At 38.3% G+C, this 15,324-nt stretch carries 13 protein-coding genes; 9 read left to right on the top strand and 4 right to left on the bottom strand.

Features of this window, described 5'->3' with window-relative positions:
- Positions 1-31: 31 nt before the first annotated feature.
- The gene (locus ACUNWD_RS16235; protein ID WP_445588892.1) at positions 32-562 is read right to left on the bottom strand and encodes a peroxiredoxin; all 531 of its coding nucleotides are present in this window, start codon (positions 560-562) and stop codon (positions 32-34) included.
- Positions 563-872: 310 nt separating this feature from the next.
- On the opposite strand from ACUNWD_RS16235, the gene ACUNWD_RS16240 reads away from it, so the two are divergent.
- From ACUNWD_RS16240 to ACUNWD_RS16255, 4 genes are all read left to right on the top strand, one after another.
- Positions 873-2,366 carry a Gfo/Idh/MocA family oxidoreductase gene (locus tag ACUNWD_RS16240; protein ID WP_445588893.1) on the top strand — a complete coding sequence of 498 codons (1,494 nt, stop codon included), beginning with the start codon at positions 873-875 and terminating at the stop codon, positions 2,364-2,366.
- Between the two features lie 127 nt (positions 2,367-2,493).
- Positions 2,494-2,775, top strand: a complete 282-nt coding sequence (gene ppnP / locus ACUNWD_RS16245) for a pyrimidine/purine nucleoside phosphorylase (protein ID WP_445588894.1) — start codon at positions 2,494-2,496, stop codon at positions 2,773-2,775.
- 160 nt (positions 2,776-2,935) lie between these two features.
- On the top strand, positions 2,936-3,328 hold the full coding sequence (locus tag ACUNWD_RS16250) for a hypothetical protein (protein ID WP_445588895.1): 393 nt from the start codon (positions 2,936-2,938) through the stop codon (positions 3,326-3,328).
- A 152-nt stretch (positions 3,329-3,480) separates the two neighbouring features.
- Positions 3,481-4,965 carry a Gfo/Idh/MocA family protein gene (locus tag ACUNWD_RS16255; RefSeq protein ID WP_445588896.1) on the top strand — a complete coding sequence of 495 codons (1,485 nt, stop codon included), beginning with the start codon at positions 3,481-3,483 and terminating at the stop codon, positions 4,963-4,965.
- Between the two features lie 4 nt (positions 4,966-4,969).
- On the opposite strand, the gene ACUNWD_RS16260 is transcribed toward ACUNWD_RS16255, so the two are convergent.
- Positions 4,970-6,244: a hypothetical protein gene (locus ACUNWD_RS16260; protein ID WP_445588897.1), complete on the bottom strand. Its 1,275-nt coding sequence runs from the start codon at positions 6,242-6,244 to the stop codon at positions 4,970-4,972.
- 141 nt (positions 6,245-6,385) lie between these two features.
- Between ACUNWD_RS16260 and ACUNWD_RS16265 the strand changes: the two genes are divergently transcribed.
- The 5 genes from ACUNWD_RS16265 to ACUNWD_RS16285 all read left to right on the top strand — a co-directional run bounded on the left by ACUNWD_RS16265 (position 6,386) and on the right by ACUNWD_RS16285 (position 9,808).
- A complete protein-coding gene (locus ACUNWD_RS16265) occupies positions 6,386-7,468 on the top strand; it encodes a hypothetical protein (protein WP_445588898.1) in 1,083 nt (360 codons plus the stop codon).
- A 19-nt stretch (positions 7,469-7,487) separates the two neighbouring features.
- On the top strand, positions 7,488-8,174 hold the full coding sequence (locus ACUNWD_RS16270; protein WP_445588899.1) for a nitroreductase family protein: 687 nt from the start codon (positions 7,488-7,490) through the stop codon (positions 8,172-8,174).
- 60 nt (positions 8,175-8,234) lie between these two features.
- Positions 8,235-8,672, top strand: coding sequence for a VOC family protein (locus ACUNWD_RS16275; RefSeq protein WP_445588900.1), 438 nt, complete (start codon positions 8,235-8,237; stop codon positions 8,670-8,672).
- A 12-nt stretch (positions 8,673-8,684) separates the two neighbouring features.
- Positions 8,685-9,122: an SRPBCC family protein gene (locus ACUNWD_RS16280; protein WP_445588901.1), complete on the top strand. Its 438-nt coding sequence runs from the start codon at positions 8,685-8,687 to the stop codon at positions 9,120-9,122.
- Between the two features lie 173 nt (positions 9,123-9,295).
- Positions 9,296-9,808, top strand: a complete 513-nt coding sequence (locus ACUNWD_RS16285; protein ID WP_445588902.1) for an aminoacyl-tRNA deacylase — start codon at positions 9,296-9,298, stop codon at positions 9,806-9,808.
- A 73-nt stretch (positions 9,809-9,881) separates the two neighbouring features.
- Here the strand turns inward: ACUNWD_RS16285 and ACUNWD_RS16290 are convergent, their stop codons facing one another.
- Positions 9,882-10,598 (bottom strand): hypothetical protein, encoded by a 717-nt coding sequence (locus tag ACUNWD_RS16290; RefSeq protein ID WP_445588903.1) that lies wholly within the window; start codon positions 10,596-10,598, stop codon positions 9,882-9,884.
- A 1-nt stretch (position 10,599) separates the two neighbouring features.
- Positions 10,600-15,315, bottom strand: a complete 4,716-nt coding sequence (locus ACUNWD_RS16295) for an efflux RND transporter permease subunit (RefSeq protein WP_445588904.1) — start codon at positions 15,313-15,315, stop codon at positions 10,600-10,602.
- Positions 15,316-15,324 lie beyond the last annotated feature (9 nt).

The raw sequence follows: 15,324 nt of genomic DNA on the forward strand, positions 1-15,324 counted from the left end.
TTTTAATCTAACTTGTTATATGGCTTAAGTATTACAAAGTAGCTTCTCCTGGCACCCAATCACAAGGAGTGAGTTTGCCTGTTTGAAGTGCTTCCAAAACCCGAAGAACTTCAGGGATATTCCGACCAATTGCCAAATCATTTACAGTGGCCCAACGAATGATACCGTCAGCATCAATAATGAATGTTGCACGGTAAGCAATTCTTTCCTCTGGCTCAAGAATACCTAGTTCCTCTGCAAGCGATTTCGAAGTATCAGCTAACATAGGAAATTGTAATTTTCTCAATCCTGGATGTTCATTTCGCCAAGCCAGGTGCACATATTCTGAGTCGGTTGAAGCACCAACCAAGTTGGTATTTAGCTTTTTAAATTCTTCAAAATGATCATTAAATGCTGTGATCTCTGTAGGGCACACAAATGTAAAATCTTTTGGCCACCAAAACACCACACTCCATTTTCCATCCAGATCCCCATTTGTAAGTTCAGAAAACTCTTTTCCTGCTTCTAATGAAACAACAGCCTTCTTTTTAAATTCCGGAAATTTTTGTCCAATTGTCAACATGATTTTTGCTTTTTTTAAATAAATTCAATAAAAATTATGCGACAAATATATATGCACACTACATACCAATCAAATTGATTTTTTTTATTCAGAATAGACAAAAGCTATTTAATACAATCAAAACTCATGAGTTAAATAAAAAAATGATTGTATCTTGTTGTTCCATTTACAAAAATGATTAATAAACGGGCGATTCAACAGGAAAAATGTTTGTTCAAAAGCGTATAGAATTATATCTTTAGCTGTTTTTTGTATAAAAGCGCTAATAAGTATTTAAGTATTTTACCTGAATCAATTCAAATAATAAACTATGAAAAAACTTTCAAAAGAAACTAAACAAGTTTCAAGAAGGGCGTTTCTAGGAACTGCGGCTACTGCTGCAGCTGGAATTACGATCCTTCCTAGTAATGTTATTGCGGGCTTGGGTCACAAAGCTCCTAGTGACAAACTTAATATCGTTGGTGTTGGTATCGGCGGTATGGGGTTTGCTAACCTGAAAAATCTGGAATCTGAAAACATTGTTGGTCTTTGTGATGTAGACTGGAAGTATGCAAAACACGTATTTGATCATTTCCCAAAAGCTAAAAAATACAAAGACTGGCGTAAAATGTATGATGAAATGGGTAAAGAATTTGATGCTGTTGTTGTTGCAACTGCTGACCATTCTCACGCCATCGTTGCTGCTGATGCCATTACAATGGGTAAAAACGTTTATGTGCAAAAGCCGCTTACTCATACTGTTTATGAATCTCGCTTATTAACGAACTTAGCTGCTAAATACAATGTAGCTACTCAAATGGGTAATCAAGGTTCTTCTGGTGAAGGTGTTAACTTAACTACAGAATGGATCGCTAACGGTGAAATTGGTGAAATTACTAAAGTAGAAGCTTTCACTGACCGTCCAATTTGGCCTCAAGGCTTAAATACTCCAGAACAAGGACAGTGGGTTCCTGATGGATTGGATTGGGATTTATTCACAGGACCAGCTAAAATGCGTCCTTACAATGAAATTTATCACCCATGGAACTGGCGTGGTTGGTGGGATTACGGCACAGGTGCTCTTGGTGATATGGCTTGCCATATTTTACATCCTGTATTTGTTGGTCTTGAATTAGGATATCCAACAAAAGCACAAGGTAACTCAACTTTGTTGTTACAAGACTGTGCACCTACTGCTCAATCTGTTAAGCTTACTTTCCCTGAAAGAAAAGCTAAGAAGAAAATGAAAGTTAAACTTCCTGAAGTTGAAGTTAACTGGTATGATGGTGGTATTAAACCAATGCTTCCTGATGGATGGCCAGCAGGTAAAAATCCTAATGATTCAGGCGGTGGTGTTATTTTCCACGGTACAAAAGACAAATTGATTTGCGGTTGTTATGGTGTTAATCCTTGGTTGTTATCAGGACGCACTCCAAACGCTCCTAAATTCCGTCGTCGTGTTGAAACAAGCCACGAAATGGATTGGGTTCGCGCTTGTAAAGAATCTCCTGAAAACCGTGTTCCTACTGCTTCTGATTTCAGTGAAGCTGGGCCATTCAACGAAATGGTAGTAATGGGCGTATTAGCTGTTCGTCTGCAAGCACTGAATAAAGAATTGGAATGGGATGGAAACAAAATGGAATTCACAAACCTTAATGATACTGAAGAAATCAGAACAGTTATCAAAGATGGTTTTGCTATCCATGATGGTCACCCAACATTCAAGAAAACTTATACTGATCCAGTTCCTGCAAAAGAATTTGCAAGCGAACTTATCAAGCACACTTACCGTAAAGGTTGGAAATTGCCTGATATGCCAGCATAATTTTGAACTGATTTTCAAATTAGATATAAACGGGGTAAGATTTTTCTTATCCCGTTTTTTATTGAATGAACCAAAACCTAATTATTCAACTATTTTTGTCGAAAATTTATAATCTGAATTATAGACTATGTTAAAAGTTAATGAATACTTTGAAGGTGCAGTTAAGTCAATTGCTCTTGAAAATAATGAAGGCAACGCCACTATTGGCGTGATGGAAAATGGTGAATATGAATTTGGCACATCAACCATTGAATTAATGACAATCACCAGTGGAATTTTGGATGTAATGGTACCCGGAGAGACTAGCTGGAAATCGTTTTCAAAAGGGGAAACTTTTCGCGTTGAAAAAAATGTTCGTTTTAAAGTAAAAGCAAATGGACAAGTAGCATATTATTGCCTATATATATAATTTCAGAATCAATTTATAATTTCCGTTTTATTGATAGTTAATTTCCAGCAACTGACGCAAAACGCATCTGTATTAGTGTTTTTGAATAGATTCTACGGATAAACTTTTTATTCCATAAACTGTTGATTTATATGCTTTTTTGATATTAAAACACAATACGTTGAGCATAACAGTTGATTGGAAAAATAATGGTGCATTTATCAAAATTGAAGGAATATTAGATTTTGAAGTTGTAATGGAAGCTAATGATCTGTTGATCGGGGATCCCAGATTTGATGCTATTTTATATCAAATTTGGGATTTTCGTGAAATAAAATCTGTTTCAATTGAAGTTGAGGATGCGAAAACAATTGCTACTGTAAACAAAGCAGCAACCAGGTGGACAAAAAATGTCTATGTAGGCATCTTGGCAAACATCAATCAAAATAACCTTCAATTTTTTGAATTGTACAGAAAAACCATGCAAGACACAGCATGGCAATATGGTATATTTCAAAACTATAAAGATCTTACCGACTGGTTAGAATCAAGCCTTGGGAAAAAGTTCAGCTAATTCAAATTAGCATTAAACATACAGGTATTCCAATATCAGAAAATTCAAAAAAGGAAGATTTTTAGGCAATTTATATCAGTTAATTTGTTTTTAAAGATTAGCTTTTCTTACTATCTTGCTTCACACAGTTTTTTCAATTGAAAATTCAGAAAATGAGACCTAAACAAACATCACTTAGCAGACGCCACTTCCTTGGCTCCACCGCAACCGCGATTGCTGGAATTAGTATATTACCAAGTAATGTAATTGCAGGACTGGGTCATAAAGCTCCAAGCGATAAATTAAACATTGCTGGTATCGGTGTAGGCGGCATGGGGTATCACAACCTCAAAATGATGGATACAGATAACATTGTAGCCCTTTGTGATGTTGATTGGAAATATGCAAACAGGAACTCATTCCGCGAATGGCCAGTAGCTCCAAAATACAAAGATTACCGGGAGATGTTTGCCAAACAAAAAGACATTGAAGCGGTGATGATTGCAACGCCTGATCATTCACATGCGCTACCTGCTTTAATGGCTATGCGCGAAGGCATTCATGTTTATCTTCAGAAGCCACTAACCCATTCGGTATACGAATCGAGAATCCTTACGGAAACGGCTCAAAAATATGGAGTTGCTACTCAAATGGGGAATCAGGGTAGTTCTGGTGATGGTGTTCGGAAAATTTGTGAATGGATTTGGGCAGGAAAAATTGGAGATATCACAAAAGTAGATGCATGGACCAATCGACCAATTTGGCCTCAGGACTTAGAGCGCCCAGAAAAAGAGATGCGCATTCCAAAAACACTTGACTGGGATCTATTCATCGGACCTGCACCTTACCGCCCATACAATGAAATATATCATCCCTGGAATTGGCGTGGCTGGTGGGACTTTGGAACAGGAGCTCTTGGCGACATGGCTTGTCATATTCTTGATCCTGTTTTTCGTGCACTTAAATTAAAGTATCCTTCAACAATACAGGGAACTTCAACTCCTGTAAATACGGAATGTGCACCTAATGCTCAAATGGTCACGTATGAATTCCCAGCACGCGACAATCTTCCAAAAGTTGCAATGCCGCCAGTAACAGTAACATGGTATGATGGAGGTTTAATGCCCCCGCGCCCATCTGAATTAATGGATGGGGAACAAATGGGGAACGATGGAGGTGGATGTATTTTTCATGGCACTAAAGGAAAGATAATGTGCGGTTCCTCTGCGGCAGATCCTACATTACTTCCAACTGCTGAAATGGAACATTTTACTCAGCCAGAAAAAACAATCAGAAGGATTATTGACAATGTTGAAGGACACGAGCAAGATTGGATTCGGGCATGCAAGGAAACACCTAAAAACAGAGTTGAAGCATCCTCATACTTTGAGCATGCAGGCCCATTTAATGAGATGGTTGTGATGGGCGTATTAGCAGTCAGACTGCAGAGTTTGAAACGCAAGTTGATATGGGATGGAGCCAATATGCGTTTTACCAATATCAGCGATAGCGATGAAATAAAAATACTTTCTCATGATGATTTTGAAGTAGTTAATGGTGATCCAAGATTCAATAAGGATTATGTGACTTTGCCAGCCAAACAAATGGCGGAAGAGTGGATCAGGCACAACTATCGGTCTGGTTGGGAGCAGATTTAATCTTTTAATTAAAATCCTCCTCATAGAAAGTTTCGTTGTCTGCATTTTTTAATGCAACGTAGTCAATAGCACCGCAACCTAAAAAGCTAATGGTAATACCAGTCAGTTTACCAATTCCATTTTCATAGGTAGCACTGAATATATCGTCACCTTCAAGGCAAACTGTTGCAAACTTATTTTTGATTGCTAAACTAATCTTCTTCCAATCATTAAAATCAGTTCCAAACGCAGATAAATCATTTTTTCTTCCGTCAGAGTAGTTTTCGCTAAACAGTTGGCTTATATTTCCAATGCAACCTGTATCGCAAAAATTAAGCATGTGCATACCTGAAGTTCCATGAAAAATAATCTGGCAATTCTGACAGGTGATCCCTCCTTCATCTAGGCTATTCCTTACTTTTGCTTCGAATGAAAAATTATCGGTGTCGCACCAGATTTTCTCATTCATAAAAATATAACTTACCCGGTAATCATTCGTTTCCAAATCAATATTTTTGTCTGCCAGCTGTTGGGGTGTTACTTGTATTTCACCCTGAGAAATGCAGTTTTCTCTTAAATAAACAGGTATTCGTTCGTTTTTTGCATTTTGGACTAAAGTGAGCCAGTTATCAGTTTTAATATATACAATGTGTTCCTTTACAATCTGATCATTCAATATCAGTTTTGCATGGTGATATCCTGGGAAATAGTAAACAGAAGTAGATTGATTCTCATTTTTATTAATACGTGACCGTCGTCTAAAATCCCAAGATTGCTGAATAAATGCACTATCAAATTCACACTTTGAAATATCATAATCAAAAACAACCGTATTAGGAACTCCGCTCTCTACTGTTGTTTCACTCGAGAAAAGAGCTTCATTGAAATTAGTTGCAGATTGGGTCTTAAAAATTAAAACAACCAATAGTATGCTGGCGATAACTGAAGCACTGATGACTAAGTAAGAAGAACCTCCATGGATTATTATTTCCTTCTTTTTTTTGGGCGTGTCAACTTTTTGCTGGTTGTTACATACAAAATCATACCAATCTTTAAAACCAATAAAAAGAGCTAAAGCATTTAAGGTGTTTTTATGAGGTAGTTTTTGATATTTATTCTTCCAAATACGTTTTAACGTACTAATACTCAACAATACATTGGTTTTTTCTTCAATCTGGTTGCTGAGAGTCTCAAAATTTCGCTGCTGCCATTCTTCAGGGCTGGGTGCCTGTAATTGCTCTACAATTCTTCTTTTTAGAATTTCAATAAGTTGTCTTTCTTTTTGGATTTGTTCGGGCATGGAAGACTTTTTTTTCTAAAAATACTAAGAAGAACGGATAAATTATAGTATGACTATTAATTGAACAGAAATTGAATGCAATTTGATCATCTTTCAAATGAGCATTTTCCGAACTTTGGTAAAATATTTAAAATCAGAATCATGAAAACAATTATTACTGTTCTCTTATTGTTAGCTTCCTATCTTAATTATGCACAAACAAAAGCAACAATATCTAAACTGAATTTTGAATTGACTGACAATGCATCGCTTGATGATTATAAAAACCAAGCTTGTATAAACACGCAAAGAGGTGCTGCTAAAATTTCGGATTTGATCTTCGAAGATGGAGTGATTGAGTTTGATATGTGTGTTCAAGAAATTCGGGGATTCGCTGGTGTAAGGTTCAGGCAAAGGGAAAATAGCACTGAAGAATTTTATATTCGGATGCATCAGAGTGGTAATCCCGATGCCATGCAGTACACTCCTGTTTTTAACGGCATTGCTGGTTGGCAATTATATTACGGTGATGGTTTTAGTGGTGCCAAAGAATATCCATTTGACGAATGGTTCCACATAAAAATTGCTATTAACGGCTCGCAGGGTGAGATATACATAGAAAATATGGAGAAGCCAATATTGGTAATCAACGAGCTTAAAATATCGGGTGCGAAAGGTTCGATTGAGTTCTATGGCCCTGCTCGCTTTGCCAATATTATGGTTAGCCAGGTTCCACCAGTACTTATAAGTGAGTTTAAAACGAAGCCTCTGGTTGAAAAAGAGACAATTACCAAGTATGGAGTATCTGAACCTATTAACATCAATCCTTTTATAGAGCCGGTTGATTTGGATGAGGAGTTTGTTAAAAGTCTAAATTTTACAACACTTGAAACTGAGTCTGACGGCTTGGCAAATCTTGCAAGAGTTGCAAAACGGACCAATAAGAAAACTGCAGTCATCGCTCAATATAAATTGAATTCTGACATTGACCAGGTGAAAATGATGAGCTTTGGATTTAGCGATGCAGCTAAAATTTACGTAAACGGACAAGCGATATGGACAGGGATGGACAATTATCGGTCGCGCGATTATCGTTTCCTTGGCACGATTGGTTATTTCGATTCAGTTTATATGCCTCTTAAAAAAGGGGAGAATATTATCACAATCCTTGTGAACGAAAGCTTTGGGGGATGGGGCTTTAAAGCGAAACTGAATAATCTGGATGGAATTTCAATAGAAAACTAATCTCAATAAAAACGAAACAATGAACAGAAGAGAATCATTAAAAGCAAGTGCAAGCCTGTTGGGCGCATGTACCGTTGCTCCGTTTGTTTCCAGTGCGAATAATTTCAATTCGGAGGAAAATCTTACTACAATTTTTGATGTGATCCATTCCCGTCGGTCAGTTAGAAAGTTTAAGTCAGATCCGGTCCCGGAAAAGCATTTATTAAAAATTCTGGATGCTGCACGGATGGCTCCAACTGCTGGTAATCAGCAGCCATGGAAATTTTTGCTTGTTCAGGATAAAAAGCAAATTGAAAAGCTAAAGGTAGAAATATTGAAGCATCGGAAGGATTATCTTATTAATAAGCAAAATATAAGCGGGCAGGAATTATCTATAAAGATGGAACAGGAGGAAAAGCGCTTGCTCAATGGTTACTTGTCTGCTCCGGCTTATATTGTCGTATTAACAGACAATGAAAGCCAGTACCCAGGCTATAACAAAGATGATGGAGCATTAGCTGCAGGATATTTGTTACTTGCTGCGAAAGCTCTTGGATACGGAACTGTTTATATTACTGATGCAATTTCGGAAGAGGCAACTTCAAAGGCATTCAATATACCTGAAAAATATAAGCGGGTCTGTATTACACCAGTTGGTGTCCCGGTTCAATGGCCAACAAAAGAGAAAAAAAACTTTGAAGATTTTATTATTAGGGAAAGCTTTTAAGAAGCAAACTTAATTTGACAAAGCATTGTTTAAGTAGTTAATGCATTAACTACTTAAACAATGGCAAGAGTAAACACCTACCTTAATTTTCCTCGTAACACTGAGGAAGCTTTCAATTTTTACAAGTCAGTTTTTGGTGGTGAGTTTAGTGGTGGAGGCGTGGCACGTTTCCGCGATGTACCTCCACAAGAAGGTGCACCTGCAATCGCTGACGAAGATCTGGATTTGATCATGCACATCGAACTTCCAATATTGGGAGGACATGTACTGATGGGTACTGACGCTCCTGAATCAATGGGTTTCAAAGTGAACTTTGGAAACAATGTCTACATTAGTTTAGAACCTGACACTCGTGCTGAAACTAAGAAGCTTTTTGATAGCCTGTCCGCAGGCGGTGAAGTAACTATGGAACTTCAGGATATGTTTTGGGGCGCTTACTACGGAAGTTGTATCGATAAATTTGGTGTTCAATGGATGTTCAATTGTGTCAACAAGTAACAGTTTAAGTTTATGGATACAAATAAAAAGCAAGTGATTTCAGTGACAACCGAAATTAATGTACCTATTGAATATGCTTGGAAATGTTGGACTACTCCTGACGATATCTTAAATTGGAATAATGCCTCGGATGATTGGCATACACCCCGGGCAGAAAATGATTTACGACAGGGAGGTCGTTTTAAGTATCGGATGGAGGCAAAGGATGGCAGCATGGGATTTGATTTCGAAGGAACATACCAAAAAGTGGTAAATCTTAAGCAAATCAGTTACTCTATGGACGATGAAAGAAAAGTTGAGGTATTATTCTCAAGTTTCGGTGGACAAACATCCATTCAGGAAAATTTTGATGCTGAAACAACACATTCGATTAAGCTGCAAAAAAATGGATGGCAGTCGATTCTTGATAATTTCAAAAAATATTGTGAACATAAGCATCAAAAAACTTGATTCTAGAAAAGATAGCAGCTGCAGATTAGCTCGTTCATTCAGAATAACTAAAATTCAGGTGCGTGATTGAAACATTTTCCCGCTTTTTTGGGTAAAATTCTAATGCAGTCTATCTCTATATAATTATTGTTTTTGGCTGAAAAGCTTTCTTTCACAACTTTAAAATCGAGGTTATGCCCGCTAAAAAACTAAAAGCTTTTCTTGACGAAAATCACATTGAGTATGAGGTGATAAAACATTCAAATGCTTACACTTCTCAAGAAATAGCAGCATTAACTCACATTGCAGGAAAGGAATTTGCAAAAACCGTAATGATTAAAATACATGATAAAATGGCAATGGCAGTTTTGCCTGCTTCTTATCAGGTTGATTTTGATGCATTGGAAGATATCTTCGGAAAAGGTAAAGTTAAGTTAGCTACTGAACTTGAATTCAAAAGTAGATTTCCCGATTGTGAAGTTGGGGCAATGCCTCCTTTTGGAAATCTATACGACATGGAAGTTTTTGTAGCTGAAACTCTGGCTGAAGATCGTGAAATTACTTTTAATGCAGGAAATCATACCGAACTAATCAGAATGGATTATGTTGATTTTGAGCAATTGGTTCAACCTGCTATTTTCAGGTTTTCCTGGAAAGCGGTTGCAATGCCTAATGACCCCAGCGAAAGATGGGAAGATGATTACTAGCAGGAATCATCAGAAGGCATAATTATAAACCTCCGGATTTTAAGAACTGGAGGTTTATAAGTTTATAGAAATGCTAAATAAACTTCTCGCGCTTTTGTAGATTAAAAAGTCCATACAGAATAAATACCAAAGCTCCAATCACCAGAAAGAGCCTGTTATTTATCGTGATACCTTCCCAAATCATTTCATTCATGTTTCGCGGAACATTAAATGGGTTCAAAAATATATTCCACATCGTACGTTCCAAATTTTCACTGATAATCAAGGTTAGCACTCCAAGAATAACCATGACCACAGCCGTTCCGTTTCCATTTTTGATGATGGTGGAAAACATGAATGCCATGCTTCCCAAAAATAACACCGGATACATAATTTGTCCAGCCATTTCAAACAGATTCACCGGAGTTAAAAAAATATAACTTATCCCTGAAAATCCAATTAACAGCAGAAAGACCAGTACAAAAACCAGTACTAGGCGAACCAACCAAACCTTATATCGATAATCAGGTATTCCAAATAAAATCTCCAAAATGCCTGCATCCAAATCATTCTGAATGCCAAAAGTCATTGGATAAAAGATGAGCAGAATTGCTGGAAACAAAAGAATATCAAAAACGAACTCCTCATCAGGCACGGCACCATTCCAAACTCCTGAAATGGCTACAAAAACATAAAATGCAAAAGCAGCAAGCAAGAACCATATGAAGCGACCACCGAAGATAATTCGGAAGTTGTACTGGATCATTTTACGAGTCAGGTTAAGTGTATTTTTTATTTTCAGTGTATCCATTTTATTTCAAATCTTTTATCAAACACAAATAAGCATCTTCCAACACTGGCTTAGCAACAACTGCGTCTTCGGCAGGCTTTTCCTTACTGAGCATTCGAACCCTGATATTCTCTCCCACTCTCATATGATGAACAACCATTTGCTTGTTTGGCATCTTATCAAATTGACTGGCCGGCACATCAAATTGCCAAACCATGTCATCGGCAAGATTCACCATATCGATTGGTGTTCCGTGATATTTCACACGACCACGGTTAATAACAGCAACCTGATTACATGAACTGGAAATATCTTCAATAATGTGGGTTGAGAAAATTACAATCCGATCACGGCTCAATTCAACCAGCAGATTTCGGAAACGAATGCGTTCTCGCGGATCAAGCCCGGCTGTTGGCTCATCAACCACCATTATCTTGGGTAGATGCAACAATATTTGAGCAATCCCAATTCGTTGTTTCATACCCCCGGAGAAGGAACCAATTTTATCTCCTCGTTTTTCCCACATATGCACCGATTTTAGAACATATTCAATTCGGTTTTTACGTTCTTCTGCATCCGTGAGACCTTTTAACAAAGCCTGATAGTCCAGAAATTCCTGGGCAGGCATATTTTCATATGTGCCGAATTCCTGTGGTAAATATCCAATCAATCCCTGCAGCTCTTCCCGCTTCTTTTGGGTATCAATACCGTTAATCCACACCTTTCCGTAACTCTGCTCAAAGATTCCGCAAATAATTCGCATCATGGTTGATTTACCTGCACCGTTAGGCCCTAGCAAACCAAACATTCCCGTTCCAATTTCCAGGGAAACCCCGTTCAATGCTTTAAAAGGAACTCTTCTTTTCCCAATTACAGGAATTTGTTTTACCAATCTAAAAACAGTCCTTCGCAACGATCCAAACCTACCAGTAATTCGATCGATGTTTACTTTTTCTTCATATAATCGTTTTGCAGTGACCGATATCAACAATGCGAGGTACCACAAAACTGCAAATGAAATCACAAATCCAATAAAATCTGTTTTCTTCCACAGAACAAATAATTCAAACAATGGAAACAACCAGAACAAGAACAACTTCGTGTACTTATTGCTGATCTGATAAATATTTTTGTTTGTGTCTACAAAACGATTCCCCAAGTAAATAGCAAGCGGTTTCCAAATTTGATTCAGGTAGAGATAAACCATCACCATCATGAAACTGATCCAAAAGGCTGGTTCCAAATAGAAGAATGTAAAATAGACCATAAATCCTAGCAGGGGTATTTGCCAGATCAATTGGTCAAATTCACGAATGGATTTGTATTCTTTTTCCAATCCCGCACGTCTTCTAATATTCAATCCACCAGTCCATTCACGTGAAAATCGTCCAGGACGATCATAAATTTTCACTAATTTTTGAATGACAATATGTACTTTTTCATCAGGCTTAACCAGCTTGGTTCCTGCTTTCTTCAAGCTACTCAGAACAAACCAAGTAGATCCAGGCACCAGTACAACTGCTAATACAGTGTCAACCATTTGCCATGTTAATGTATCTACATCCAGATAAACCATTGTTAAGGTAAATCCCATCAGCAACAATTGGAAGGTTTTCAATTTCCAATCGAGACCATAAAACCATTCCAATGCATTCTCTAGGCCAGAATAAAATGTTGGAATAAAAATAAGTGTCAACAGGGTGCTAAGCGCCAATCCTCCAATTACTATTATTGCAAACGGAGCCCCAATAACACTCACATATTCTGCTTGCCCCATTGCCAATGGAACCATTGCAACAATGGTTGTGATGGCGGTTATCAAAATTGGACGAACCCTTGAAAGACCTGCTGTCATTAACGCACGTGATCGTCGATATCCCCGTTTTCGGAGAATATTACTGTAGTCAATCAGGATAATTCCGTTGTTTACCACTACCCCCAATAATATGAGGAAGCCAATCATCGTATTAGCATTGAATAAGCTATTGCCGGTAATAATCAAGGCAAGCAGTGATCCGATTGCAGCCAACGGAATAGAGAATAAGAGCACGAAAGGAGTTGCAAATGATTCAAACACAGAAGCCAGAATCATAAAGATCAAGATGATGGCCGCAAATATCAGGAAGTTAAATTCTTCCAAATCATTTTCCTCATGAATTACTTCTGCCGCAACTCCCGAAGGAAAATTGTACGCAGCAATCAGTCCATCTATTTCATATCGATAGGATTCCAACAAATCTTTTGACTGTTGCGCTTCGTTAATCAGACTATAGGTAATCTCAATTTGCTTTTCCTGATTAATCCGGTTGATCCCTGCTAAACCACGAGCATACACCAACTGACTAAAATCCTGCAAATCATGCAACCCTCCGGCAGCATCACTTACCTGCAATATTTTCAAATCATCCATGGTTCGGGAATCCTCTTCCTCCGTTGGATCTTCTTCTCCCTGCTTAATAATGATCTCGTACTCATCAACCCCTTGGTTAAACATCACTCCCGTTGCAATTTCCCCGGAGAATGAATTCAGTTCACCTGCAACCTGGTTCATTGTGATGTTATATTCGGTCATTAATAAGGGATCAAAAATCATATGAACTTCCGGACGGTTGTCAGATACATTTAATCGCACCCGATTGATAAAGTCCATATCTTCCAGAAAGTACTGAATATCTTCTGCAACTGTTTGCATGATCTCGAAGTCCTGCCCTTTCAACACAATCCGTTCTTCTTCGGAACCAATTCCCAACATTCGTTGAAAGCTACCCATCATGTTGCGTCCACCACTTCCGAAACCACCGCCTCTGCTTGATTGGGTCTGCTCAAATGAAATTTCAGCGGAACCTATATTCCTGGTTAACTCATTGATCGATGATTTAATTTCTGCAAAACTACGCCCATCAACTTTTTCATAATCTTCCACCAACTTCACTCGTATATTGGCTTCTTCTTCTTCAATTGAACTGATCACGTCTAATTTTTCCTTTACATCAACCAGTTTTTCTTCAACCTTTTTGACGGTTTCATCCGTGGTCTCAAGACTTGAGCCGGAAGGCATTGTTACGAATAATTGAATTTCGTCTTGTTCAACCTCTTGCAATGAGCTAACACTAACGGCAAGACTTATAAATATGGTCAAAAAGAAGACAGCCACCGCCCCCAAAACCGTTGCAGCAGGATATCGCATACACGACTTAAGAAGCAGCATATACACCTGCACCATTCGATTATTCGTGGTCAGTTTTTCAAACGAAATGTCTTTCCCCTTTTTCCTTTTTAAGATGAAGTGGATAGCCATCGGAACAAAAAGCAAGGCCACAACCAAAGAAACCAACAAGGTGGAGATAATTGAAATGCCCACATTTTTCCCAAGCATCTCAATCATAAAATTAGATGAGAAAACAAATGGAAGAAATACTGTTACCGTTGTCAGCGTAGCCGCAACAATAGATCGCCAAACTTCAGTCGTACCCTGCGTAACAGCCGTATCTGCATTTTCACCCTTACCAGCCAGCCGATAAATATTCTCCAAAACAACAACACTGTTGTCGAGAAGCATCCCAATCGCCAGAGCCATTCCAACCAGCGTAAGACTGTTTAATGTGATATCATAGGCGTAAAATAAGTTAAAAGCTGTAAAAACCGAAACTGGAATTGCAAGAGCAATGAATGCTACAATGCGCACATTTTTCAAGAACATCCACAGAACAAAAACAGCCATTAATCCACCTATCAATGCCAAATTGATAATTTGATCAATATTGTCTTCCATGGTATCAGCCGAGTTGCTTTGAATCACCAATTCAACATCTTCGGTAGCCAAATCTGCATTTAGTTGGGCAATTAATTCCTGAGTTTTATGTGAAAGCTCAATCAGGTTGGTTTGCGAATCGTTGATCAGTCGAATTGTTACCGCATCCAGCCCATTAACGCGGCTGTAGCTGGTTTCTTCTTTCACCCCAAAACGAATTTCAGCAATATCTTTTAAAAGGATTGGGCCATCAGCAACAACTAGGTTTTCAATATCTCCAACCTGATCATATTCTGCAGTAACATGGACAAAATATAGCTTTTCCTTTTCCTTCAGATTTCCTACATAGGTTCGCGATTGGGCATTTTGTGACAACAAAGATCGTACTTGCCCCGGTGTAATATCATAAGCCTCACAGGCGCCCATATCCAGAATTACCTCGATGGATTTTTCCTTTCCACCAAAGACGTTCACTCCGGCTATGCCGTCAATATTCTCCAGATCTGGAGCTATTTCCTGATCCACAATATTCCGTACCCGGTCAACACCACCACTTCCACGAGCCTGCAACTCCATGAACTGCGTATTCATCTGCGACAAATCCACCCGGTTCACATTCACCCGAACTCCTTCCGGCAAGTCGCTTTGAATCTCGTTTACTTTCTCCTGCAGTTTGAGATAGGCAAAACTAAAATCAACATCTTTTTGATAGTACACAATAACAGTTCCCATTCTTGAATTGATGTTGGACTCCAACGACTCAATTCCTTCCAGGGTACCAATTGCTCCTTCCAGTGGCACAATAACCTCATTTTCGAGGTATTCAGGGTCAGCTTCCTGGGTTGAGACAGCCTGAACAAACAGAAACGGCAGCTCCGCATTTGGAAGCAATTCCATTCCCAGCTGTTTATAGGATACATAACCCAAAAGGGTCAAGCCGATAAACAACATGCTGATCAGTGTCTTTCTATCTATAATAAACTTCATGCTGTCCTC

Source organism: Sunxiuqinia sp. A32 (genome assembly GCF_052690465.1).

Coding starts and splice junctions, on each gene's coding strand:
- ACUNWD_RS16255 (WP_445588896.1), top strand. CDS start 3,481: ATGAGACCTAAACAAACATCACTTAGCAGACGCCACTTCCTTGGCTCC.
- ACUNWD_RS16235 (WP_445588892.1), bottom strand. CDS start 562: ATGTTGACAATTGGACAAAAATTTCCGGAATTTAAAAAGAAGGCTGTT.
- ACUNWD_RS16270 (WP_445588899.1), top strand. CDS start 7,488: ATGAACAGAAGAGAATCATTAAAAGCAAGTGCAAGCCTGTTGGGCGCA.
- ACUNWD_RS16290 (WP_445588903.1), bottom strand. CDS start 10,598: ATGGATACACTGAAAATAAAAAATACACTTAACCTGACTCGTAAAATG.
- ppnP (WP_445588894.1), top strand. CDS start 2,494: ATGTTAAAAGTTAATGAATACTTTGAAGGTGCAGTTAAGTCAATTGCT.
- ACUNWD_RS16265 (WP_445588898.1), top strand. CDS start 6,386: ATGAAAACAATTATTACTGTTCTCTTATTGTTAGCTTCCTATCTTAAT.
- ACUNWD_RS16295 (WP_445588904.1), bottom strand. CDS start 15,315: ATGAAGTTTATTATAGATAGAAAGACACTGATCAGCATGTTGTTTATC.
- ACUNWD_RS16240 (WP_445588893.1), top strand. CDS start 873: ATGAAAAAACTTTCAAAAGAAACTAAACAAGTTTCAAGAAGGGCGTTT.
- ACUNWD_RS16260 (WP_445588897.1), bottom strand. CDS start 6,244: ATGCCCGAACAAATCCAAAAAGAAAGACAACTTATTGAAATTCTAAAA.
- ACUNWD_RS16275 (WP_445588900.1), top strand. CDS start 8,235: ATGGCAAGAGTAAACACCTACCTTAATTTTCCTCGTAACACTGAGGAA.
- ACUNWD_RS16285 (WP_445588902.1), top strand. CDS start 9,296: ATGCCCGCTAAAAAACTAAAAGCTTTTCTTGACGAAAATCACATTGAG.
- ACUNWD_RS16280 (WP_445588901.1), top strand. CDS start 8,685: ATGGATACAAATAAAAAGCAAGTGATTTCAGTGACAACCGAAATTAAT.